At 63.7% G+C, this 23,754-nt stretch carries 21 protein-coding genes and 1 pseudogene; 15 read left to right on the forward strand and 7 right to left on the reverse strand.

The genetic code is table 11. The annotated features are described in order from the left end of the window. Window positions 1-167 precede the first annotated feature (167 nt). The 3 genes from ACOGJC_RS05405 to ACOGJC_RS05415 all read left to right on the forward strand — a co-directional run bounded on the left by ACOGJC_RS05405 (window position 168) and on the right by ACOGJC_RS05415 (window position 5,018). Window positions 168-2,075 (forward strand): UvrD-helicase domain-containing protein, encoded by a 1,908-nt coding sequence (locus ACOGJC_RS05405; protein WP_419847490.1) that lies wholly within the window; start codon window positions 168-170, stop codon window positions 2,073-2,075. Between the two features lie 538 nt (window positions 2,076-2,613). Continuing rightward, on the forward strand, window positions 2,614-2,901 hold the full coding sequence (locus tag ACOGJC_RS05410; RefSeq protein WP_419847491.1) for a hypothetical protein: 288 nt from the start codon (window positions 2,614-2,616) through the stop codon (window positions 2,899-2,901). A gap of 449 nt (window positions 2,902-3,350) precedes the next feature. Continuing rightward, a complete protein-coding gene (locus ACOGJC_RS05415) occupies window positions 3,351-5,018 on the forward strand; it encodes a DUF4209 domain-containing protein (RefSeq protein ID WP_419847492.1) in 1,668 nt (555 codons plus the stop codon). 398 nt (window positions 5,019-5,416) lie between these two features. Here ACOGJC_RS05415 and ACOGJC_RS05420 read toward each other — a convergent pair whose 3' ends face one another. Then, window positions 5,417-6,253, reverse strand: coding sequence for a hypothetical protein (locus ACOGJC_RS05420; RefSeq protein WP_419847493.1), 837 nt, complete (start codon window positions 6,251-6,253; stop codon window positions 5,417-5,419). 261 nt (window positions 6,254-6,514) lie between these two features. On the opposite strand from ACOGJC_RS05420, the gene ACOGJC_RS05425 reads away from it, so the two are divergent. The 5 genes from ACOGJC_RS05425 to ACOGJC_RS05445 all read left to right on the forward strand — a co-directional run bounded on the left by ACOGJC_RS05425 (window position 6,515) and on the right by ACOGJC_RS05445 (window position 13,570). After that, window positions 6,515-6,796, forward strand: a complete 282-nt coding sequence (locus ACOGJC_RS05425) for a hypothetical protein (RefSeq protein ID WP_419847494.1) — start codon at window positions 6,515-6,517, stop codon at window positions 6,794-6,796. 18 nt (window positions 6,797-6,814) lie between these two features. Then, entirely contained in the window at window positions 6,815-10,465 is a 3,651-nt protein-coding gene (gene drmA, locus ACOGJC_RS05430) for a DISARM system helicase DrmA (RefSeq protein WP_419847495.1), read from the forward strand. Beyond that, window positions 10,462-12,351, forward strand: coding sequence for a DrmB family protein (gene drmB, locus ACOGJC_RS05435; RefSeq protein WP_419847496.1), 1,890 nt, complete (start codon window positions 10,462-10,464; stop codon window positions 12,349-12,351). Before drmA ends, drmB begins: the two co-directional genes overlap by 4 nt. 132 nt (window positions 12,352-12,483) lie before the next feature. Next, entirely contained in the window at window positions 12,484-13,176 is a 693-nt protein-coding gene (locus tag ACOGJC_RS05440; protein WP_419847497.1) for a DUF433 domain-containing protein, read from the forward strand. Then, window positions 13,151-13,570, forward strand: a complete 420-nt coding sequence (locus tag ACOGJC_RS05445; protein WP_419847498.1) for a hypothetical protein — start codon at window positions 13,151-13,153, stop codon at window positions 13,568-13,570. The genes ACOGJC_RS05440 and ACOGJC_RS05445 overlap by 26 nt, the downstream gene beginning before the upstream one ends. 31 nt (window positions 13,571-13,601) lie before the next feature. Here the strand turns inward: ACOGJC_RS05445 and ACOGJC_RS05450 are convergent, their stop codons facing one another. Further along, a complete protein-coding gene (locus ACOGJC_RS05450) occupies window positions 13,602-14,033 on the reverse strand; it encodes a Zn-ribbon domain-containing OB-fold protein (protein WP_419847499.1) in 432 nt (143 codons plus the stop codon). Between the two features lie 154 nt (window positions 14,034-14,187). Here ACOGJC_RS05450 and ACOGJC_RS05455 point away from each other — a divergent pair, with 154 nt between their 5' ends. After that, window positions 14,188-15,405 (forward strand): MFS transporter, encoded by a 1,218-nt coding sequence (locus tag ACOGJC_RS05455; RefSeq protein ID WP_419847500.1) that lies wholly within the window; start codon window positions 14,188-14,190, stop codon window positions 15,403-15,405. Here the strand turns inward: ACOGJC_RS05455 and ACOGJC_RS05460 are convergent. Further along, complete coding sequence (locus ACOGJC_RS05460) at window positions 15,383-16,552, reverse strand: thiolase C-terminal domain-containing protein (RefSeq protein ID WP_419847501.1); 1,170 nt, start codon at window positions 16,550-16,552, stop codon at window positions 15,383-15,385. The two genes, ACOGJC_RS05455 and ACOGJC_RS05460, sit on opposite strands and share 23 nt — an antisense overlap. Before the next feature lie 38 nt (window positions 16,553-16,590). Here ACOGJC_RS05460 and ACOGJC_RS05465 point away from each other — a divergent pair, with 38 nt between their 5' ends. Continuing rightward, window positions 16,591-17,385: a hypothetical protein gene (locus ACOGJC_RS05465; RefSeq protein ID WP_419847502.1), complete on the forward strand. Its 795-nt coding sequence runs from the start codon at window positions 16,591-16,593 to the stop codon at window positions 17,383-17,385. 5 nt (window positions 17,386-17,390) lie between these two features. On the opposite strand, the gene ACOGJC_RS05470 is transcribed toward ACOGJC_RS05465, so the two are convergent. Then, window positions 17,391-18,701: a hypothetical protein gene (locus ACOGJC_RS05470; protein ID WP_419847503.1), complete on the reverse strand. Its 1,311-nt coding sequence runs from the start codon at window positions 18,699-18,701 to the stop codon at window positions 17,391-17,393. A 112-nt stretch (window positions 18,702-18,813) separates the two neighbouring features. Here ACOGJC_RS05470 and ACOGJC_RS05475 point away from each other — a divergent pair, with 112 nt between their 5' ends. Further along, on the forward strand, window positions 18,814-19,035 hold the full coding sequence (locus ACOGJC_RS05475; protein WP_419847504.1) for a hypothetical protein: 222 nt from the start codon (window positions 18,814-18,816) through the stop codon (window positions 19,033-19,035). Window positions 19,036-19,186: 151 nt separating this feature from the next. Here the strand turns inward: ACOGJC_RS05475 and ACOGJC_RS05480 are convergent, their stop codons facing one another. From ACOGJC_RS05480 to rpmB, 3 genes are read right to left on the reverse strand one after another with little or no spacing between them, the layout of a single operon-like run. Next, window positions 19,187-19,918 (reverse strand): HDIG domain-containing metalloprotein, encoded by a 732-nt coding sequence (locus ACOGJC_RS05480; RefSeq protein WP_419847505.1) that lies wholly within the window; start codon window positions 19,916-19,918, stop codon window positions 19,187-19,189. A 44-nt stretch (window positions 19,919-19,962) separates the two neighbouring features. Further along, a complete protein-coding gene (rpmG, locus tag ACOGJC_RS05485) occupies window positions 19,963-20,124 on the reverse strand; it encodes a 50S ribosomal protein L33 (RefSeq protein WP_419847506.1) in 162 nt (53 codons plus the stop codon). A 3-nt stretch (window positions 20,125-20,127) separates the two neighbouring features. Then, complete coding sequence (rpmB, locus tag ACOGJC_RS05490; protein ID WP_419847507.1) at window positions 20,128-20,364, reverse strand: 50S ribosomal protein L28; 237 nt, start codon at window positions 20,362-20,364, stop codon at window positions 20,128-20,130. Between the two features lie 107 nt (window positions 20,365-20,471). On the opposite strand from rpmB, the gene ACOGJC_RS05495 reads away from it, so the two are divergent. From ACOGJC_RS05495 to ACOGJC_RS05510, 4 genes and pseudogenes are all read left to right on the forward strand, one after another. Beyond that, window positions 20,472-21,494 carry an LLM class F420-dependent oxidoreductase gene (locus tag ACOGJC_RS05495; RefSeq protein ID WP_419847508.1) on the forward strand — a complete coding sequence of 341 codons (1,023 nt, stop codon included), beginning with the start codon at window positions 20,472-20,474 and terminating at the stop codon, window positions 21,492-21,494. Between the two features lie 64 nt (window positions 21,495-21,558). After that, window positions 21,559-22,149 (forward strand): annotated as a pseudogene (locus ACOGJC_RS05500) (hypothetical protein); the annotation flags it as partial. Next, window positions 22,133-22,648, forward strand: coding sequence for a hypothetical protein (locus tag ACOGJC_RS05505; RefSeq protein ID WP_419847509.1), 516 nt, complete (start codon window positions 22,133-22,135; stop codon window positions 22,646-22,648). The pseudogene ACOGJC_RS05500 and the gene ACOGJC_RS05505, both read left to right, overlap by 17 nt. Beyond that, window positions 22,645-23,724, forward strand: coding sequence for an HTTM domain-containing protein (locus tag ACOGJC_RS05510; RefSeq protein WP_419847510.1), 1,080 nt, complete (start codon window positions 22,645-22,647; stop codon window positions 23,722-23,724). Before ACOGJC_RS05505 ends, ACOGJC_RS05510 begins: the two co-directional genes overlap by 4 nt. Window positions 23,725-23,754 lie beyond the last annotated feature (30 nt).

The raw sequence follows: 23,754 nt of genomic DNA on the forward strand, positions 1-23,754 counted from the left end.
CTGGCGGAGGTCGTTGACATCGGCCCCGACAGCAACTGTCACCCCTCCCGGTAGAGTAGGCCCAGCTATCGGTCGACCTGCGACCTCCAAGAGACCTCCTGGGAAAGGGAAGAATTGCAGCATCACTCCCCCGCAGAGTCCACCCCGCGCGACACGATGGGCTGACGTTGCTATCGCGAGAACAGCGGGCGTTCGTAGATCACGCCCGGCAGGGCCACGCCCGGCTCTTGGCGGGACCTGGAACCGGAAAGAGCTTCGCCAGCGTCGCGTTCCTAGAGAACCTGGCAATCATGGGCGATCCGCCGAGATGCCACATGATCACGTTCACGCGTGCCGCCACCCAGGAACTTCAGGAGAAGTTCTCGAATGCTGAGGTTGCCATCACTGAGCGCCCACCCTCTACAGCCCATTCGTTCGCTCTGTGGCTGTTGATGCACGACAGCCATGAGAAGCTCCGAATGGCTGACGACTGGGAGAAGCGTCATCTCGTTGAGGAAGCAGTGAAGGCTCGTATGAAGGCCGCTGGCCACTCTACGACCATCAAAGAGGTAGAGGAACTCACGGGTGAGATGGCATCAGGCTGGCAATCCCTGGACAATGAGCAGATTTTCCTGTCTGACCAGGATCCTGTTCTTGCTGAAGGTTTCAGAGGTGCGTGGGTGGAAGCGCAGCGGACACTGGACTTCGTCCATGTCAGCGAGATCCCCTACAAGGCGGTTCAGCTTGTCGAAGACGTGGGCATTGACGACCTAGAGCTAGATGTTCTCGTCGTCGACGAGTTCCAAGATCTAAATGCCGCGGAAGTCCGCCTTCTCAGGCTGCTGGCAGATCACATCCAGATCATCGCCATTGGCGATGACGACCAGTCAATATATTCTTGGCGCAATGCCGCTCCCAGCGCTCTATTACGGTATTGCGACGAATTCAGCGCGGAGTCCTTCCATCTCACAAAGTGCTATCGCTCACCTGCGGCCGTCCTTGATCCTGCCATTGAGGTCATCGGAGCGATGCCAGGGCGGTCAGCAAAAGCCCGGCTCGTGGCAAGCGATCCAGACCGCCCCGGCGTCTTCGCTCAGCTTCGATTTACAAACTCGGCCCAAGAGTTCGACGGAGTGGTCGACATCGTCAAGAAGCGATTGTCGGCGGGTATCAAGCCAGACGACATCGCCATTCTCGTTCGCTCCAGCGCAGATAGGTTCCGTAAGGAAATGCTGGCCAGATTCGAAGCCGAAGGGATCAGGATTACGAACTCCGACTGGATCAAGAATGCACTCAAAGAGCCCGAAGTACGCAGACTGGTCGCGTTTGCCCGCCTCATCGCAGATCCATCGGACTCTCTCGCGTGGATGGGCTTGCTCCATGAAACGCCGGGAATCGGAGACGTCACTCTCATGGGGATCTATGGCTTTGCCTGCGAGGAAGTGATCTCCTTCGGCGCGGCAATCGAAATTGGACGCTCCACAGGATTCGAATTCTTGAGCAACGCGTCGCGTGTCAAGGTCGTCGCCGCGGTGGCGGAGATTCATGCTGTTCTGAGCGATCTCCGCGGCGAGCACGAAGGCGCCTTACTTGACGAACGCGGCTGGGGAGGTTGGTTAGTCGCACACTCCAGGCAGGACAGCCTCTCCGAGGATGCTGTGACGATCTTCGAAAGCGTGGGAGAACAAGTCGCCCTTTCGTCGACCAGTGGGCAGGATGCGGGCCTCGGTGGATTCATCAACCAATTCCAGCCGCTAGCCCTCGACCTCGCCAACAATCAGGACGGCGCCGTTCGGCTGATGTCAATGGCCCAATCAAAGGGGTTGACTGTCAATACCGCGATCCTGATGGCGGTCGACGACGACACCATCCCGCTCCCCTCGGCCGACGAGGACGAGGAACGCAGGATTCTGTACGTGGCGATGACGCGAGCCAGCGAATGCTGCATCATCACCACCGCCACCTACCGACACGGGGCCACTGCCAAGATCGGGTCAGCGGGTAACGCACGACGCCGAAGGACGAGATTCCTCCAAGGACTGCCACCTAGTGTCCCAGCGCCACAAGACGGTCCGAGCTTCATCAAGACCCTCTAGTTCGACACCTCACTCTGCGATTTTGCAGATTGATCGCAGATCTGCGGCTTGGGCTCACATCTATTCAGAAGACGATTGAAATCGACGGGGCACTTCGGTACCGTGGCTGCAATTCCCCGGAGCCGCGAATGCCTTATGGCATGCGTCCGGGGTATTGCCGTTCTGGGGCAACCTGTGGCTTGCATCGAATCTGTTATCGGGTTGATGCCCCAGAGCCATCGGCGCTATCGGTCGGCCTGCGACCCCCACCAACCCGACTGTCAATGTTTGTTGGTAAAAGGACAATGGACAACCACTCTGCCAGAGTTGACATCGCGGCCAGCGCCCGCAAACACAGTGTCGCCGACGAGGACATGAGGCATGCACTGAAGCACTACTGGACGACACACAGCACCGACGACCCTTCAGTTGCGATCTATATTGGACCCTCTATGAGTCTTCAGCCCCTCGAGATCGTCGTGGTTCAGGACGCCGATGGCGCAGTGATCATCCATGCCATGCCAGCCCGGCGGAAGTTTCTGCAATGAAGGAGGAGCAGATGGACCAAGATCGCGAGGAATGGCTTGCAGAGAAGCTGGCCGCGTTCGAGAAGTGGGCTGAGGAGGTGGATACAGCAGACCTCAAGCCCGCCCCGTTGGAGTCGATGGGCGCGGTTGCAGCATGGATCAACCAGCATGAAGAGATCAACGAAGCTCTGGCCCGAGCGGTTGCCGATGCCCGCACGCGAGGGGTCACCTGGTCGCAGATCGGGGCTCTTCTCGGAGTGTCGAAGCAAGCAGCCCACCGCAAGTACGGAACCAAGAGCCCAGCTCAACTGCCCTCGTAAAGGATCGCAGGCCCCAAAAAATTTCCTGGAGGCAGAACCTCAGCCTTGCTTTCCCCGACAGAACGCAATTGGTTCGCTGCCCATGACTGCTGTCTCCAGCGTTGCTGCAATTGGCCCAGAGTGGACCATCCTCGACCTGAGATTCGGTAATAGGGTGTCCGGAGAAACTTCGTGCCCTTTGATCGCAAGGTTCCCGGAAGTTCGATCCGCAACGGATTTTAGCTGATATTGAAATGGACTTCGGCATACTGCCAGGTCAGAGAGGTGCGATGGGACGAGGCTTGCTGACGCGCTGATGTTTGCTTTGCCGTGCATGTGGGACAGAAAATTCACGAGGTCAAATTAGATGAGTGTGATTTACTGGCCTTATGACAGGCGACGGGCGCAGCGATCATGATGTTCAGGACGGCCCTGCGATAGCAGCGAGGATTGGTTCTGCGATCTCGGAGATGTCGGAGTTGGGCAAGTATGTGTCGCTGTCCGGTCTCGCCAGGCACTTGGGCGGCGGGTTGTCTGACTCTGATCCGGTAGGGGGTCTGGTAGTCGCTCTTCAATTCCGGTTCATTGTCGATTCTGACGACGAGGGCCGGCAGTTGTTCGGCCCGTTCGGGCCGATGTTCGAGGGCACTCTCGAGTCCGGCGAGCCTTTCCGAGTTCCCCAAGACCTGGGAGAAGTCAGCCCCGATGTCATAGAGCTCTGGGGCCGGTGCGCCCGAGCGGAAACGCACCCAATGGTCCGGGCCCGCTTGGCCGACCTTCTTTGGGAAGTCAGGGAGGGTGCCAGTCCGCATTTATGGGCACTCTTGGCAATCGAGAGCTACGTGGCAACGTCCGAAGTCGAGTGGGATGACCGAATTGGGCTGCGGAACGGCCTGATCCGAGCGCTCGAGCTGTGCCGCCTACTCAATCAGCCCGACAAGGAGGGGCCGGTTGTGAGGGCAGTGGCTGAGATGGCGCAGCGCTCACTTGGCAGGGGGACCCAAGAGCCCGGTGTCGTCTTCCCGATTCTCGAACTGTTGGCCGCCCGCGAAGACCCGGCAGCAGAGCAACTCGTGAGCGAAGCCTTGGATGTCTACGGGGATGATCCCTGGACCATGGAGTCTTTGCTGGAGATCCATGCACAGATGCGCCCCCCTGAGGAGCGCGCCGCTATCTGGGAACAGCAGGTAGAGAGCTACGTAGCGGAGGCAGACTGTGCGACTGGGTTGCGCAGGCACGCTCTTTTGCGGAAGGCCGCAGAGCTCGCCGCGTCCAAGGGCTTGACTGCGACCCATGAAGATATTGCCACCCGGATTGAGGCGATCAGCTGGGAGGAAATGGACTTTGGCAAAGCCCAAGTCGAAACCGAGATTGACGGGGAAGCTATCGAAGAGTGGGTCACGGCCATCGTCGGAGACGACGACCTGGACTCGGCCCTTGGGCGGTTCGGATCAGAGATCCCGTCAGGCGATGTTGAAGAGAACCGGGACTTTGTCGAGGAGTTGGCCCGCGAGTATCCGTTCCAGCGCTTGGCGTCCCAGCAAGTGATAGGCGATTACCAGAGCGTCTTATGGCAGGTGTCTGGCCCCGAGAGCCAACAGGAATTCGACCTGTACCGATACGAGCAGCAAAGGGTTGTGTTCTTCGCTCACCTGCATGGTCAACAGGCCTTACGGCGGATCGTGTCCCGGTACCCCATCTCGGTCGAAAACCTGACCGGGCTGTTTACCACCCAACTCATCGAGCAGGCAGTAGCCGAGCGCATGGCCCGGTCAGTCGAGCTCTGGCAGCAAGGCGATCCCGACAGCGCTGTCGCGGTCCTTGTCCCGCGTCTCGAGCGGATCATCCGCAACGCATGCCATCTCGGCGGGCTCCGAGTGACCAAGCACGCAGACATGAAACGCGGGCTGCCCGGAGGAGTGCTCAGCCTAGGCGCCCTACTGTCGTCACTTGAGGGCAAACTTGGCGAGTCAGAGCGCAGGTACCTTCGCGGCACATTGGTGGAGGTGACCTCATTGAACCTCCGAAACAGGGTCGCTCACGGACTAATCGACAACGCCTCAGACGCTGATTTCGTCGTGTTGTTCCAAATCGCCTGCTGGCTCCGCCTACTCACGGTGTCCACCACCAAGACATAAGAATCCCCTGTACAAGAGACATTCGAGCCGCTGGCCATAACCACCCGGTCCAGGGCAGGCCACAAATTGGAAAGCTGATGCTGCTTTCCCCGCTAACCGGCGGGGAGGGTTCGGTGAGCATTGCCTGACCCTTGAGTCGAGTTACGCGGGAGGCAGCGAGCTATGAGGCGAATGGTTCCGAATCACCCCCACCGTGCTGGATGAGGGCAGCATCACACTCGTCTGCCTTGTCGTGACCTCCCCCGGCCAGCTGGTCTGATATGGCGAATTATGCGGCGAACTGCCTTTCGGACCGTGGTCAAAGTGCGCTTGACCGGACCTCGTTTTTTGGTCCAAGTGATGTGTCACCTCTTTGTCGGTGCGGGTGAACGTGAACCGGTGCGCGTTTGGGCGCAAGGTCAGCTCAACGAAAGATCGGGAGGAAGAATGCGTGGCTTGGTGTCTCCGGGCCCTACGGCAGGCAGCGGCCTCATTGTGGGCATGGGTCGCACCGCTCGGAGGGGATTGAAGCGGGCCAGTTCCCGAGCCCTGGCGGAGTGGACTCGAGCGGGCGCGAATGTCAGCCCGCTTGCAGTCCGGATGAAATCGAAGTATGGCGTTCCGCCCAACGCCTCAACCAGCGCTCCCCACTTCTCAATGATGTCGTCGCCAGCCGGGGTAGGGTCGCCAATAGCGTTGCTGCCCGTTGGGTGCAGCACGCATTCGACAGTCACGGACCCGCCATCCCCGAAATCCGTCGTCAAGAGAATTGAGTCCCGTTCGGGCAAGCCAAAATCACTGAGGGTGCGGATGTCCTCGAACGCGCGCCGTCCCGATCTTGTCCTCCCCCCTCGGTTCGTCACCAACCTCTGGAGCTTTTCCAGTCCGTCGTCGGCCACTGCCAAGATGAGCCTTCGAGTAGGCGATTGCTTGGTCCGAGTCCTCGTCTCAAGGAGACCCTCGGCGTAGCGGGAGCCAACGCTCATCGCCTCCACAAACGCAAGCAGGCCCAAGGGGTGACAAGACGGAGCGAGGTAGTTGGGCAACAACGTCGTCTCGACGACGACGCGTTCACCTCTGAGCCGGTCTGGGATTGAAGCCGCTTCAATGCGGGCATTCTCGATCTGAGGAAGGAGGATCTCTCGGGCTTCTTCAGCGGTTCGCGGCTCGTACTTCCCACTGTCCCCACGCCAGCGTTGAAGTTCCAGTTCCTGGCGCAGCGATTCACCATTGAGGAGGGGAGGGTGGGCACTCATAGTGCCTCACGCGCCTTCAATGCGACAGTTGTAGTCCACTGGGTGCCACTGTACCCTGATCGCAATTCCCCGGAGCCGCGAATGCCTTGAGGCATGCGTCCGGGGTATTGCCGTTCTGGGGCACCTGGCAGTTGCGGCCTATATTGGACTCTCTATGAGTCTTCAACCCCTCGAGATCGTCGTGGTTCAGGGTGCCGATGGCGCAGTGATCATCCATGCCATGCCAGCCCGGCGGAAGTTTCTGCAATCAAGGAGGAGCAGATGAGCCAAGTTCGCGAGGAATGGCTGGCCGAGAAACTGGCTGCTCTCGAGAAATGGGCTGAGGAGGTCGATCCAGCAGACCTCAAGCCCGCCCCCTTGGAGTCGATGGGTGCGGTTGCAGTATGGATCAACCAACAGGAAGGGGTCAACGAAGCTCTGGCCCGAGCGGTTGCCGATGCCCGCACGCGAGGGGTCACCTGGTCGCAGATCGGGGAGATGCTGGGGGTCTCAAAGCAGGCTGCCCGCCAAAAGTACGGCACCAGAGTCGCGGCTCAGTCCTAGTTGTAGGGCCGAATTCAATTGCCAGAGTCCCCGGTGAACGCCACCGCCCTGCCTGATTGGGCACAGCAGCCAGCGGCTATCCGCACCGAGTTGGTACGGCGAGTCAGCGCCGACCTCCGTGGCCCGCTGGACGGGGCAGACGAGATAATTCGCGGCTTCCAGCGGGAAGACGGCACTTGGGCGCCGCCCGGACGGGTGAACGACCGCTACTTGGTGGGAAAGCTGGCCCCACAGGGAACAGTGGCCCGCGATCCCGAGCGCACCGACGACCCCGGCACTGGCGATGAGGATCCCGCCCGGGGCAGCCACGACGGCCGAGTGGCCCAGCGAGTGCTGGCCCAGTCCTGCATTGGGCTCACCGCGGTTGTGCCCGCCGACACGAATGAACTGTTAGCCCGATGTCGGTGGGGGCAGTACACGCGAGAGGAAGAACTTCGAGACGATGGCACCGCCGCCCGGGTGTGGCAGCGGTTGCCAATCGACCTCACGGTGTCGGTCTCCATGCAGGAGGGCAGTATCGACCCGATCCCCGTGAACGACGACGGGGTGGTGCTGCGGGGCCGGATCGCTCCTGCTGCCAACCGAGAACTGCTGCTGGTGACAGTGTTCTTGTGCAATGAGCAGGAACCCGTCCGCATCAACAAGGACGAGCGTTGGCTGTTTCAGGTCAGCCTCGACCTCACCGCTCCCGACAACTCGGCGGTGTTCTGCGGGCGGGAGGCTCTGCACGTGGCAGCCGCGGTGCCGGAGGCCGAGCGGGAGGAGACCGCCCAGCTTGACATGGCCTATCGCCACGAGGTGGAGCTGGCTGTTGGCCACGGGGTGGGCGTCGGCTGGCACCGCGAGCCAGGCACCCGTAGAGGCACCCGTGTGGGAACGGCAACTCTGCCGCGCCACGAAGTGGGCCGTACAGAAGCCCCCGACGCGCACAGCACGCCTCAGCTCTCCGGGCTCATTACCGACATGAAGACGCTGTCAGAACTGGATGTCGACGATTTGGCCAACGGACTGATGCCTCTGGCCGACGGCTATCGGGCTTGGCTGGACGACGAGATCAACCGAGCTGAGAACTTGGACGGCCACCATGATGCCGCCGCGGCAGCAATTGCCGAGGCGACAAGAGTGGCCGACGCGATTCGGAACGGGATCACGCTGCTGCAAGACAACCCCGACGCTTTGGACGCATTCCGATTCGCCAATCAGGCGATGTCGCGTCAACGAGTACACAGCGTGGCCGTCGGCGCGCGGCGCAACGACCCCAACTTGTCGCTGCGGGAGGCGCTGGCCAGCGCGGACATTCCGGCTAACCGGTCGTGGCGGCCCTTCCAGCTCGCATTCGTCTTGCTGTGCCTGCCTTCGCTCACCGATCCCGGCCATCCCGAGCGCAGCGGCGACACTGCGCTCGCCGATCTTCTCTTCTTCCCCACCGGGGGCGGCAAGACCGAGGCCTACCTGGGGCTTGTGGCCTACACCCTGGCCATCCGACGACTTCAGGGGGTGGTGGGCGAAGGGGAAGACGCGGTGGACGGACGCGACGGCGTTGCCGTGATTATGCGCTACACGCTGCGGCTGCTCACCGCCCAGCAGTTCCAGCGAGCCGCCACGCTGGTCTGCGCGGCTGAATTGCTGCGTCAACACCGAGCAGTGTCCGACAGCCGATACGAGGGTGTGCCGTTCCGCTTGGGCATGTGGGTGGGCGGCGGGGTCACGCCCAATCAGGATGGGGAAGCCAAGGAATGGGTAGAGGCACAGCGCAGCCGGAGCAGGGGTTTTAGCGGTGCCGGTACCCCGCTCCAGCTCACCGAGTGCCCGTGGTGCGGCTACGCGCTCAGCGGTGGCCAAGACTGCCGCTACGACGAGCCCCACCAGCGCTTTCTGGTGTTCTGCGGTGATCCGGAATGCTCGTTCACCGCCAAGCAAGCACCGGGCGAGGGCATCCCGGTGGTGACCGTGGACACCCAGGTATACCGACTGCTTCCCTCATTCGTGATCGCCACCATCGACAAGTTCGCACAGCTTCCCTGGAACGGGGCACTGGCCACTCTGTTCGGCCGAGTGGAGCAGCGATGCGAGCGTCACGGCTATCGCAACCCCGACCTTGACCAGCGCCACCGGAATCACTGGCAAGAGAGCAACAAGCACGTGGCCCGCGGGGAATTGCCCGCGGCGTCGACCGTCGATGTCTCACCCCGTCTGCGACCCCCGGACTTGATCCTCCAAGACGAGATGCACCTGGTGACAGGGCCGCTGGGCACGATGGCCGGGCTGTATGAGGCTGCAATCGACCGTTTGGCTACTTGGAAATACAAAGGCCAGCAGGTCCGACCCAAGGTGGTGGCGTCTACCGCCACCGTCCGGAGGGCTGGCCAACAAGCCTGGGCGCTGTTCTGGCGGAAGCTGCGGGTGTTCCCACCTCCGGTGCTCGATGTCCGGCGGTCATTCTTCGCCGAGCAGATCGACCCCACCGATGAGGCACCGGGACGGTTGTATCTGGGCGTATGTGCCCATGGGGAGCGGCTCAAGCAGGTTGAGTTGCGGGTCTTCGCCTCGCTCATGGCCGCAGCCCAGGCCATGTACGAAGAACTGGGCGATGAGGGTGGACAGGTGGATCCGTGGATGACCACCGTCGGTTACTTCAACGCCGTTAGAGAACTGGCGGGAATGCGCCGAATGGCCGAAGACGAATTGCGGTCGAAGCTGCGGCGAACCCGCTTTACCCCTGGTCTGGCCGATCGCATCCGGGTCATCTTGGAGGAGTTGACCTCTCGGGTGTCATCAGAGGACATCAAGCAAATCCTCCGCCGACTGTTCAACACGTTTGATCCCGGGCGGGAGGACGAAGAGTCTGCCCACCGCCCGCTCGACCTCTTGCTGGCTACCAACATGGTGTCGGTCGGCGTGGATGTGCCTCGGCTGGGCTCGATGGTGGTTGTGGGTCAGCCCAAGGCCACCGCCGAGTACATCCAGGCCACCTCTCGGGTTGGCCGCAGCGACGACGGCCCGGGCCTGGTCATAACCCTGTACAACTGGGCTCGGCCGCGAGACCTATCCCACTACGAGACATTTTCCCACTATCACGCCACCTTCTATCGCCATGTGGAGCCGCTGTCGGTGACCCCGTTCTCCGAGCGAGCCTTGGACAAAGGCCTGACCGGTGTGCTGGTGGCATCCATCCGCCAACACGACACGGTATGGAACCCCAATGACACCGCCCGCTTGCTCGAACCAGACGACCCCCGCATCTCCTCCCATGTCGCCGACTTGTCCGAGCGAGCCGAGGCAGTGGCCAATAGCCCAAGCGCCGGCGAGTTGGTACGGATGATGGCCAGCCAGCGTCTCGACGAGTGGGAGCGGGAGAAATCGCTTCGCCCGTACCTGGCTTATCAGGCTCGCCTCCGCGACGAAGTGTCGCTGCTGAAGGGGCCAGAGTCCGGCGGTTGGACCATGTGGACCTGCCCTAATTCACTGCGGGACACCGAGTCCCAGATCAATCTTCAAATCGAGACTGAAGACCCCACCTACGAGTCGATAAGCCAGCCGGAGATCATTCTCGGCCAGCCCGAGCCCACAGCCCTTCAAGTCCACAGCCCAGTGGCCGAGGATGATGAAGTGGACGAGTCGATAGCCGCGGCGCAGCCCTTCGACGAATCCGCCGAGGCATCCCCATGAGCCAAACCCGCTCATCGTCGGGACGTGCGCCGGAACCCACTCGGATCGGTGGCCTGCGTCCCTCCCAGATGATCCACACCTTCGGCCCCGGTGCTGTGGTGGATCTTCCCTCCATGTCCGTTGTGGTTGGTGGAATCGACGGCTGGAACATCCACGACACCGCCCTCATCGCCGAAGCCCGATTGCTGGACAGCGTCCGATCGTTGCCGGGGTGCGCCCGAGTGAGCGAGTTGCGGAGCCCGCCGTGGATGGAGGAGTCGCCGAATCCCTATCAGCAGTGGGCATGGGTCGGGGTACCGGTTTTCCCGTTCCCCCGCTGGATGCGATGCACCGGGTGCAGCCGACTGGCCCCAGTGGACTATCGACTCTTCTCGCTGGAAGTAAACCGCTACCGGCCCGACCGCTCGTACTGGTACCACGACATGTGCCAGGGGCGCCGCCCCCATGTCGTGCCCACTCGGTTCATGGTGGCCTGCGCTAATGGGCATCTCGACGACTTCCCCTGGGTCGAATATGTCCATCAAGGCGGGTCGTGTCCTAACGGCCCACCTGTGTTGGAATTGCGGGAGGCCGGACAGGCCAACCGGGCCGCCGATGTGCGGGTTATCTGCAAGTCCTGCGACGCCCAGCGGATGGCCCATGAGGCCTTCGGAGACCAAGCCTGGCGGAACCTCCCCCGATGCCGGGGCCGCCACCCCCACCTCCACCAGTTTGAGGACGGCTGCCAGGAGTCGCCCCGGGCGCTGTTGCTGGGCGCGTCCAACTCGTGGTTCTCCATTTCTCGCTCCGCACTAACCATTCCTACCGATGCCAGTCATACCGACGAGATAGACCGGAAGGTGGAGGAGCGCTGGGACGATTTACTCGACATAGAAGAACGGGTAGTGCTCGACTACGTGTTCAACCGCCTCCGAGCGGGCCGAGGCGAGGAGCAGCGCCTCTGGCTGCTGGACTACGACCCCGACGACATCTGGGAGACCATTGAGCGTCGCCGCATTCGTATACCTAGTAACGAGGACCACGGGGACGAGACCGAGGAAGCAGACTTGCGGGGGCCGGAATGGCGGGCATTCGCCAACCCGGAACCCTTGCAGACAGATGATTTCAAGGTTCGCCATCTTCCGGTACCCGGCGGGTTTGAGAACACCCTGGACACGCCGATAGCGGTAGACCGCCTGCGGGAAGTGATCGCCTTGTGCGGATTCACCCGGATCGACGGCCCCGATGACGCTGGAGTTGCAACTCGCATTGCGCCGCTGTGGACCGAGTCTCCTACATGGCTTCCGGCTGCTGAAACCAGGGGGGAAGGGCTGCTGATCCGATTATCTGAACCGCAAGTTCAGGCCTGGGAAACCAGATTTGAGATGGACCCTCGCTACCAGCAGATCGTGGAGGCTCACCGGGGCTGGCGGACTCGTCGGGGGCTCGAACCTCAGCTAGCCGAGCCCCGGGCCCGCTTCCTGCTGCTGCACTCGCTGGCCCACATGCTGATCCACCAGGTTGCGCTGGACTGCGGCTACTCCACCGCTTCGCTCCGCGAACGGCTCTACAGCCGCACGCCCGACGAGGGCGACCCGATGGCCGGCGTGCTGCTGTACACCGCCTCCCCCGACAGCGAGGGCACCTTGGGCGGGCTGGTGGCGCTAGCCGAACCCGACCGCCTGGCCTCCACCTTGCGCGATGCCCTCAGCCGAGCCGGGCTGTGCTCCACTGATCCGATGTGCGCCGACCATCTTGCTGACGAAGCCCAAGACACCCTCCACCACGCCGCCTGCCACGCCTGCATGTTCGTCCCCGAGACATCTTGCGAACACGGCAACCGCTACCTCGACCGCGCCACCGTCGTCCCCACCCTCAGCACTCCAGATCTCGCTTACTTCATATAGAGCTGTGGACAACCAGATGGCGACATCAACTGACTCATTAGAATCATCCCGCCACGAAATGACAGATGAGCTGCAATATCGTTATAAGGAAGGAGGCAGGCTCTGAGACTCGTAGATGACCCCCGGTTCGACGTGCCGCTCTACACGATTGGAGAGGCGGCGCGGATCGTGGATGTTCCTGCCTCGACTTTTGCTAGCTGGGCCAAGGGTTACGTGCGGCGCTTTCCCGACCGTCCTGAGGTCTCTGGTGAACCTGTGCTCACTTTTCTACCGACCAGGGCATTCAGGGCACCTTCCATTCCTTTCATTGGCTTGGCCGAAGGGCTTGTGCTCGCGGCCATCCGCAGGAGCGGAGTGCCTATGCAGCGAGTTCGCCCAGCGCTCAAAGAGCTTCAAGAACAGATTGGGATTGACCACGCACTGGCCTCTCAGCGCTTGTACACCGATGGCGCCGAGTTGCTGTTTGACTACGCGGAGCGGAGCCACGAGGCCGGTATGGACATTAGGACCAGCGACCTTGTCGTCATCCGCAACGGCCAGCGGGTCTTTGCCGCGGTCATCCTTCAGTATTTGAAACGTATCGAATACGGCCAAGACGGCTACGCCTCCCTCATCAGGGTTCCGGCCTACGGGGGGGCGGAGGTCGTTGCCGATCCTGGCAGGTCATTCGGCTCTCCTGTCTTTGAGCGCGGTGGCGCACGTGTGTCTGATGTGCTTGAGCGCTTTTGGGCTGGCGAATCACTAGAGGAATTGAGCGAAGAGTTCGGCGTTCCGCACCATCAGCTCGAGGACGTCGTCCGTGCCACATCCCGACGGGCTGCCTGACCTCTTTCTTGACCGAAGCTTGGGACGGATCAAAGTCCCTGACTTGCTGCGCGCCGCAGGACTACGGCTGACAACTCTGGCAGAGCACTACGGGATGCCTGAGGATGAGGACATTGCCGACGAAGAATGGCTTGAACTGTCAAGTTCCCAGGATTGGGTCGTATTCATGAAGGACGCTCGCATTCGGTACAACCGACGAGAGCGAGATGTCGTGACGGCCCATTCTGTCCGTTGCTTCTGTCTATCTAGCCAACAACTCAATGCTGCCGACATGGCATCTCGATACTTGGACAATATCGACGCGATCACCCAAGCGTGCCAAGAGCCAGGACCCTTCATTTACGCTGTCCACAAGAACCGGATTGAACGTCTCCCCCTAGGAACAGACGCCTAAGTTGGATGGGTCGGGGTTTCCCACCGGCGGATCAGGCCGGGCGCCAGGCGAGGAGGGTGAAGGGGCCTTCGTCGTCGGTGTGGTCTTCGAAGGCCAACTCGATGGGTTGTCCGGGGGTTGGCTCATCGTCGCTTTGCCAGGTGGCGGGCAGGCACAGGTCGTCCTGCTCGTCGAGGCGGCCCAGTACCACGGTGTAGGGGGAGGCGAACCCGGGCAAAAAGGCGTGGTGGTTCACCACCCAGCTCTCCACCGTGGCCCGGCCCGACAGCGGGGTCCACGTGTACTCGAAGGAGGCGCAGCGCCCGCACATGGCCCGGGGCGGCCACCGCCACGCGCCGCACCGGTCGCAGCGCTGCAACTCGAAGCGGTGCTGGTTGATGCGCTCCCACCACGGCGCCGAGTCCCGCTCGGGATAGGGCCGGGGCTTGGGGGCCTGGTCGGCCGGGCGATCTACCGCAGTCATCGGCTCCAGACTGTCACACTCCCCATCTAGAGTGAGCCCAAGTCTTGCCCGAGTCTTCGACCGGCATTTCTTGTGATGGGGACGAAGTGGATGCAGTTGCGTTGACATGCCAATAGAGCGGGCGGCAGCCCATCAGAGAACGACGCGAACGCTGATGGCTTCGGTGATTCCCACCACCGCGGCCATGGCATCGTCGTTTTCCGCCGCGGCGGTTCTGGGCAAGGAGATCACCGGGAGCGAGACGCTGGCCGGGCTGGCGGTCGCCTCGATGCAGGTGGGCAGCGTATTCGCGACGGTGCCCTTGGCCCGACGGATGGCCCGTTTGGGCCGGCGGCGAGGAATGGTGGCGGGGTGGTCGATCGGGGCGGTCGGGGCTGCGCTGGCGTTCGTGGCCGCGGTGGCCGATTTCTATCCGCTGCTGGTGGTGGGAATCCTCGGTGTCGGCGCGGGGAATGCCACCAACTTCGCGGCCCGCTTTGCCGCAGCCGACCTGGCCCCGGAGGACCGTCGGGCTCGGGCTATTGGGATGCTGGTGTGGGCGGCCACGGTCGGAGCGGCCCTTGGCCCGACCATCGCCTTGGGTCCTGCGGCCGACCTGGCCCGATTCGCCGGCCTTCCGGAGCTGTCCGGCCCCTACCTGCTGGGCACCGCGCTCTTCATCATCGGCCTGAGCGCCACCCAGCTTTGGCTGCGGCCCGACCCGCTAGAGGTGCTGGGAACGATCGGAGACGATCCCGTGCGCCCCGCCTCTCCCATGGTGGTAGGGCGCCGAATCGCCACCGTGCCCGCGGCCCGTTTGGCCGTCATCGCCATGCTCACCGGCCAGGCCGTGATGGTGGGGGTCATGACCATGACGCCGCTCCACATGGAAAACGGCGACCACCGGCTTCAGGTGATCGGCTTGGTGATCTCGGTCCACGTCATCGGGATGTACGCCTTCTCCCCCATCGTGGGCTGGCTCGTCGACCGAATGGGGTCTCATCTGATCATCGGTTTGGGCGGGGTGACCCTGTGTATCGGGGCCGAGACGGCGGCCCACACCAGTGCAGAAGACAGCCTGGGCATGTTCGTCGGCCTGATGTTGGTGGGCTTGGGCTGGAGTTTCGGGCTGATCGCGGGCAGCGCCATGCTCACCGGCGCCTTCCCGGTTGATCAGCGAGTGGAGGTTCAAGGGGGCGCCGATTTCATCATGACCACCAGTGGGGCGGTCGCCGGCCTGGGGGCCGGCGCAGCGGTGGAGGCAGTCGGCTTTCACCTGCTCAGTCACTGGGCCGGGCTGAGCGCCCTGTTGCTGGTGGCCGCAGCAGCCGCGGCCTGGTACACCGCCCGTCAAGAGCGCGCCGATCGGGTCAGCTATCGCGGCGCAGGATGAGGGCCGAGGAGTTGCCGGCCACATAGCCGGGCTGGCCGGTGGACATGGCCACCTCCGCATCGGGCACTTGAAACGGCCCGGCGGTGCCCCGGATCTGGCGAACGGCTTCGTGCAGGTTGTTAAGGCCGTGGACATAGCCCTCCGACAGGAATCCGCCGTGGGTGTTCACCGGGACGCGGCCACCGGGTGCGGTACCCCCGTCGGCGATGAAGGCCGCCGCCTCTCCCTTGGGGGCGAACCCGTAGTCCTCCACCTGGACCAGCACCAGATGGGTGAAGGCATCGTAGAGCGAGGCGTACTGCACGTCCTCGGGGCCGACGCCGGCCATGTCGTAAAGCCGGCGGGCCATCTTGGCGGCAATCGAGGTGGTCCAGTCGTCTTGCACCCGGTTGCTGTGCATCATGTGGCCGCCGCCCCACGTCATCCCCGAGATCAGCACTGGAGGCTGGCGCAGATCGCGGGCCCGCTCGGTGGTGGTGATCACCACCGCGGCGGCGGCATCGGTCTCCAAACAGCAGTCGAACAGCCGGAATGGCTCCACGATCCAGCGGGAGGCGAAGTAGTCGTCCATGGTCATGGGGGCTCGCATCATGGCCCGCTCGTTGTGAACGGCGTTAGCCCGCTGCTGGACGGCGATGCGGCCAAGGTCTTCTGAGGTCGTGCCCCAGCGGTTCATGTGGGAGCGGGCGAACATGGCATACCACTGGGGCGGGGTCACCCAGCCGATGGGGTGCTGATACTGGGTCTCCACGATGGCCGGGGGCGGGCGGCCGGTGCCCCCCATGCGGTGCTCGGACCGGGCGTTGATCGACCTCCACACCACGATGTGGCGGGCGTGGCCGAGGGCGGCCGCGCTGGCCGCATGGCCGACCACCGAGTGCGAGGTGGAGCCGCCGCCGAACTGGTCGCAATACCACGACAGGTCGTCCACCCCTAGGCACTGGGCCACGATGGAGGCGGTGATCGAGTCCTGCACTTGGTGGCAGGCCACCCCGTCGATGTCCTCCCGGCGCAGACCGGCGTCTTCTACCGCGGCCATGATCGCCCGCAGCGCCAGGGTGAGGGTGCTCACCCCCGAGTTCTTGGACAACTCGGTGATTCCGATCCCCGCGATAGCGGCCTTGTCGCGAAAGGGATGCCCGCTCACCTTCGCGAGACTAGAGCGCTACCACTAAGTTCAGCGGCGTGAACGACTATCCCATCCACGTTGGCAGCATGCTCTTCACCCTGGTGGACCCCAATCCGGGCCACGAGCGGGAGTACAACCGCTGGTACGAGCGAGACCATTTCTACGCCGGGTGCATGATCGGGCCCTGGATGTTCGCCGGCTCCCGCTGGGTGGCCCCCCGGGCGCTCAAGGACATGCGCATCACCGACGGCAGCGGCGAGGTGTCGCAGGCCGGCGATGGGTCATTCCTCGCCGTGTACTGGGTGCTCGACGGTCACGATGAGGAGCACTGGCAATGGGCCAGCGACCAAGTCCATTGGCTGTACACCAACGACCGGGGATTCGCGGAGCGCACCCACCGCCACACGATCTTGGCCGACGTCGCCTGGGCTGCCTACCGAGACGACGACCCGGTGCCGCTGGAACTGGCCCTCGACCACGGATACGCCGGCATCGGCGTGGTGGCCATGGACCGGGCCGACGGCGTGAGCGAAGACGAGCTGCACGCCTTCTTGCGCGACAAGGCCATGCCCGAGATGATGGCCGGCTCGCCGGTGGCCATCGGCTCCACCTGGAAACCCCGTCAACGCGACGACATCACCTCGAACTCGCCCATGGACCTCGGCTCGGGCACTGGCACCGAGGCCCGAACCCTTCAGATCTTCTTCAGCGAGGAGCAGCCCGACGGCTGCTGGGATGCCTTCCGGTCGTACGTGGACGCGGTCAACGGCTCAGGTCTGGCCAACGTGTGCTGGGCCGGCCCCTTCTACAAGACCGTGGTGGGCACCGACACCTACGTCGACCAGCTCTAGCTGCCCTACTGGAACGAGACGAATACCGGGCTCGGGGCAACTATCAGCACTTGCTCCGGGTTGGCGGTGGGGATGTCCTCGTCGTAGAAGTTCTTCCAACCCCAGTAGAACCGATCGGCGTCGGGCTGTCGGGTCAGCAAGTTCCAAGTGTTGTACTTGTCGCGAAGCGGGCCCTGGCCGTCCATGTGGACCAACACCGCCAGCTCCGGCGGGGTCTCAACCTGATCGCGGTTAGTGATCATCTGCAACCGGAACTGGTGGAGGATTAGCAGTTTCTGGGGAAGGGCTTCCTCGCGAACGATCCCGGCCAGCCACTCGACGACCTCGTTGATCTCCGCCGCGTCCACCGTGCCGATCTGGCGCAGATGAACCTCGTGGGGCTTGAGCCTCCACTCAGGATCCAGAGCCAGTCCGACATGGGGAAGGCGGAGGAACTCCTCGTACATCTTGGCCTGGGTCAGGTAGTCGGTTCGCCCCGGCTGTAGATCCAGCACCACATACATATCGTTGGCGGCCGCAGTCTCGACCCAGGGCCTGATCTCATCCCGGGTGGTCTCCGCCGAGTAGTCACCGTCGTCACCGGGGCCGGCCGAGGCAACGGTGGCAATGATCTCGAAGGTGGGCAGCACTACCGAGCCGTCGGCGTCGTAGCCCTCGGCGATGGACCGGAGGCGCTCGACGCCTTCTTCGGGGCTCTGTTCTCCCAACACCCCAAGTCCTGGCCCCGACGGATGGCCGTACATGGCCACCATGCGGCGGCTGAAGCCGGCATCGAACAACAGCAGGCCGCCACCGGGCAATTCATTGCCCCGGCGGACTACTTCCAGCTGCCAGACGGCATCGTCGTTGAACTCCGAGAGCAATTCCACCTGGGAGGCACCGGCGATCGCATTTCGAATCTCCGGGGACAAGGCTCGAAGATCGCCGGACACGGTGAACACCTCAACTCCGATTTGGTGGCCGAGGGCTTTCAGCGGCACGGCCTTATCGGCATTGTCGACAATCCACACGGGGCCATTGGTCAAACCCTCAGTGGAAAAGGTGGCCTGTTGATCGACCGCGAGCTGTTCGTAGGTGAAGTCGGCCAGGGCATACCGAAGGGCGAGCTCGTCGAAACCGGCCGCCACTATTCGCTCCGGACCAAGGCGCGCAAGCTCGCCCATCAATGGGATGTCGAACCAAGGCCCAACCAGCAGCAGCGGACCCCGAATGCCGCGGGACATCAGCGTGGAAATCGCTGCGGGATCGTTGGCGAACGCCAGACCGACTTCGTGGGCGCATTCGTATATGACTTTCGATATCTCAATACTGGACACCGCAAGGGCTCTGGGGGATAAGAGATGATCGCCGGCATCAGCAACCAAAGGAGGATTAAACAAATCAAGCAGTGGCGTCGTCACGGGAGATATCAGAAGATCGTCAGGAACCATGGGCAAACAATCGCGCTCGGGCTCGGCAGGCACCGCGGTTGCGGTGGGCTCAGGAGTCGGCGTGGGTTCGGAGGTCGCGGTGGGCTCGGGGGTCGCCGTGGGCGCAGCGGTCGCCGTGGGCTCAGGAGTCGGCGACGGCTCAGCTAACGGCATGGCGGATGCAGTGGGGATGGGGCTCGATTGGGAGGGCGTTGGCGTCACAACGGCACTCTTTGGCTGAGAATCTGGCACGACTGCCGAGCTTTCAGAGCAGGACGACGCCAGCAGCAAGACCGCCAAGAGAACAACGAATCGACCGGGCAATTGACAACTCCCAATCGGAGGCTAGCCCGACCACAACTCTCTGTTGTGTCAGTCTCTAACCTGGGTATTTACCCCTTTTCGGCCCACCAAGCGTCGAGTCGGGCCTCGGTGGCGGCTCGGTCTAGGTCGGGCTCGGTCCGCTTCAGCTCCAAGAGGAACTTCAGCGCCGCGCCTACCTCGGGACCAGGGCCAACGCCGTAGCGCTCCATCACCTCGTTGCCGTCGATCAGCGGCCGCTCGGCCGCCCGGCGCTCCTCCTCGGCCAGTCGGGCGATCCGGGCCTCCAGCTCGTCTACATGGTGCTGGAGATCGGCCGCCTTCTGGCGGTTGCGAGTGGTGCAGTCGGCCCTCACCAGCTCGTTCAGGTAGCCCAGCAGCGGACCGGCTTCCCGGGCGTAGCGGCGCACGGCGGCGTCGCTCCACCCGTCGGCGTAACCCTTGAAGCGGCCCGACAGCCGCACCAGCTCGCTCACGTCATCCACCACTTGCTCGGAATAGCCCAGCTCGGCCAGCCGCTTGCGGGTCATGCGGGCTCCCACCGCTTCGTGGTGGTAGAAGGTGACAGTGCCCTTCTCATAGGAGCGGGTGCGGGGCTTGCCCACGTCGTGGAACAGCGTGGCCAGCCGCAGAACCAGATCAGCGCGGGTCTTGGCCACCACCGCGATGGTGTGGGCCAGCACGTCCTTGTGGCGGTGGATCGGGTCTTGCTCCAAGCGGAGCGCGGGCAATTCGGGAACGATCTCGTCGGCGAGGCCGGAGTCAACTAGGTGCCACAGCGGCGGGGCGGGATCGTCGGCCAACAGCGCGGCCGTCAGGAGCTCCCTGCGCTCGTCGACGGTGGTGGCTACCGCTCCTCCTTGAACACCACGTGCTTGCGGGCCACGGGGTCGTACTTCTTCAACTCGATCCGCTCCCGGTCGTTGATGCGGTTCTTGGTGGTGACGTAGGTGTAGCCGGTGCCCGCAGTGGACTTCAGCTTGATGATGGGACGCTTGTCGCTAGCCATGGCTCAGAACTTCTCCCCGCGCTGGCGCATTTGGGCCGCCACTTTGTCGATGCCGTGCTTGTTGATGGTCTTGAGGCCTTTGGCCGAAACGTTGAGGGTGATCCACCGCTTCTCCGACGGCAGCCAGAAGCGGTGTTTGTGGACGTTCGGGTTCCACCGGCGCCGCGTCTTGCGGTGCGAGTGGGACACGTTATTGCCGAACGACGGGCGACGACCGGTCACCTGGCAGACCTTGGACATAGGGAACCATGATACCGGCCCCGCTACCGCCTTCGACAAACGGATAGCCGTAGTCGCACCCGATCTCGACAACGACCGTCGGCGATGGTCGGGATAGGGTCGCCGCCATGAAACTCGGACTGGTCTGGGGATATTGGAGCCGCGGGATGCCCGAGGGCTTCGTGCCGCTCACCCAGGAGGCAGAGCGGCTGGGCTACGACTCGGTGTGGACCGCCGAATCGTGGGGCTCCGACGCCTTCTCGCCCCTGGTGTGGCTGGCCGCCCACACCGAGCGCATCCGCCTGGGCACCGGCATCGTGCAACTGGCCGCCCGCACCCCCACCGCCACCGCCATGCATGCGGTGACCGCCGACCACCTGTCCAACCAGCGCCTCATCCTGGGGCTGGGCGTGTCGGGGCCCCAGGTGGTGGAGGGGTGGTATGGCCAGCCCGGCAATCGCCCACTGGCCCGCACCCGCGAGTACGTGGAGATCCTGCGGCGGGTGTTCGCCCGCGACGGCTATCTCACCTTCGAGGGCGACTACTACAACCATCCCTACAAGGGCGAGGGCGATACTGGTCTGGGCAAGCCGCTCAAGATCATGACCCATCCCCCCCGGGCCGATATCCCCATCTTCATCGGCGCCGAGGGCCCCAAGAACATCGCCCAGACAGTGGAGATCGCCGATGGCTGGCTGCCGCTGTACTACTCCCCGTTCCGCCCCGAGGTGTACGCCGAGTCGATCGCCGGGCGATCGGACGACTTCGAGATCACCGTCCACACCACTATCAAGGTCACCGGCGACTCCGACGAGGAGTTGGCCGAGGCGCTGTTTCCCGCCAAGGCCTCGTTGGGCTTCTACATCGGCGGGATGGGGGCCAAGGGCCAGAACTACCACACCAAGCTCATGGCCCGGATGGGCTTCGAGGAGGAGGCCCATCACATCCAAGATCTGTTCTTCGAAGGTCGCCGGGAGGAGGCCATCGCCGCAGTGCCCGACCAGTTCGCCGATGAGATCTCCCTGGTGGGATCGCCGGAGCGGATACGCGACCGGCTGGCCGCCTGGGAGGAGAGCCCGATCACCGGCATCAACGTGGGCGCCCGGAGCGCTGAGGAACTGCGCACAATCGCCGAGGTCATCCTCGGTTAGGGATAATGAACTCATGAGCGAATCCATCACCTTCTATTTCGACCCGCTTTGACCATGGTGCTGGCAGACAGCCCGTTGGGTTCGTCAGATTGAAGACGCTGGTGAGGTAAGCGTCACCTGGGGATTGTTCTCGTTGGCCATCGTCAACTGGGACAAGCCCATGGACGAGTTCGACCCCGACCGGGGCGTGGGCGTGCGCTCGCTGCGCACCGCGGTTAAGGCCCGAGAGGTGGGCGGCAACGACGGCATCGGCGCCTATTACCAGGCCATCGGCCGCCGGGCGTTTGACTTGGTGGAGTCGGTGGACGAGCTCGACACCATCCGGGCTGCTGCGGTGGACGCCGGCTTCGACGCCAGCCTGGTGGACGATGCCTTGGCCGACGACAGCACCTGGGAGACGCTGAAGTCGGAGCACACCATCTTGTGCGACGAGACCCGCAGCTTCGGAGTGCCCACCATCCGCCTGGACGGTGGGCGGGGTCCGGCCCTGTTCGGCCCGGTGATCAGCAATCCAGCCGAGTCGACCGAAGAGGCGGTGGAGCTGTGGCGCCACGTGCGGTGGCTCACCGCCTACGACAACTTCGCCGAACTCAAGCGCGACCGCCTGCCGCCCGATCTGGAGGCCTACAAGCAGAGGTATGGCAACGGCGGCTGACACGGCTGCGGGCGCGGCTACTGCTGAGCCGCCCCACCCCGGGCCGAATCGGCCCCTGTGGCGACGGCGGGGCGCCCGGTGGTTCGCCGCCGCAGTGGTGGTCGCTCAACTCGCGCTGGTGGCCAACGGCTACCGAGGCCCGCACAACTACTTCGCCTTCCAGCCGTTCAATGAGTCGAGCACCTACGCGGTGGAGCTGGTGCGGGTGCTGGACGACGGCCAGCGAGTGCCGGTGCCCAACGGCCGCTGGGAGGGCTACGACTGGAACGAGCTGATCGATTGGGGGCCGCTGCGGTCCCCGTGGCGCCAGCGCCACGCCTTTTCCGGGGTGGACGCGGTGGTGGACTTCTTGGACCACGCCCTGGACTGGATGGCCGACAACACCCCCGGTGACACCGAAACCCGCTATTGGGAGGCCACCGTCACCTACTACCGCAACGCCCGCGGCCCCCATGTCACGGTGATCCGCAGCCACGACCGGGAAGTGGGCGACCCATGACGGCCACGGTTTCTTCGGCTTCGGACACCCAATGGCGGGACCAGTTCCGCCGCTGGCTGGGCGAGGTGTTCGACGAACCGGCCAGCGTGCGGGGGGCAGCCGTGCTGCGTATCGTGCTGGGTCCGTGCGTGATCTGGCACCTGCGGCCGTTTCTGGCCGATGCGCTGGATGGCATCACCTACCACGACCGCTTCCAGCAGCCGTGGTGGGCGTGGTATCCCAATGCGCCCGAAGGGCTGTACGTAGCGCTGCTGTGGATCGGAGTGGCCGCCGCCGTGCTGATGACCGTGGGCTGGTGGTCGCGCATCGCCACTGGGTCCGCCTTCGCGGTGGTGGCCTACAACCTCTTCTTGTCGCAGACCCACTTCCACCACAACCGGGCGTTCCTGGTGATCCTTTTGGCCGGGGTGGCCCTGTGCGACAACGGCCGGGCGCTGTCGCTGGACGCCCTTCGCCGACCTCCGCCCGATGACCGGGCCTTGGTGTGGCCGATATGGCTGCTTCGGTTCGAGGCCGCCGCCGTCTACTTCGCCTCAGGGTTCTCCAAGCTGATCGACCCCGACTGGGTGGGCGGCCGGGTGCTCCACGACCGCTCTGTCCGATACCAGAACGAGGTGCGCGACGCCATAGGCGACACGCTGGCCGACCCAGTGCTGGAGGTGGTGACCACTCGGGCGTTCCACTGGGTGCTGTCGCCCGCCGCGGTGGCCACCGAGCTGTTCATCGCCTTCGGTCTGTGGTTCCGCCGCACCCGGCTGGTGGCAGTGTGGGTGGCGGTGGCCTTCCACGTGGGCATCGAGGTGACCTCCCACGTGCAGGTGTTCAGCGTGATCGGCATCGGCGCTCTGGCCCTGTGGGCGGTTCCGTCCACCCGCGACCGCACCCTGGTCACTCCCAGCCGCTGGGTGGGGTGGCTGGACTGGATGGCCCGGTTCGACATCACCGTGGCACCGGGGGCATCGTGGTGCATGGTGGATCGCGACGGCACGGTGCTGGAAGGGCAACAGGCTCGCCAGTTCGTGCGGACCCGCCTGCCGGCCACCTTCCTGATCTCCCGGTTCTGGCGGTACCCGTGAGCGCTCTGTCGTCTGTTCGACGGATTTGGT

This window comes from Candidatus Poriferisocius sp., from assembly GCF_965204015.1.
GTDB lineage: Bacteria > Actinomycetota > Acidimicrobiia > Acidimicrobiales > Bin134 > Poriferisocius.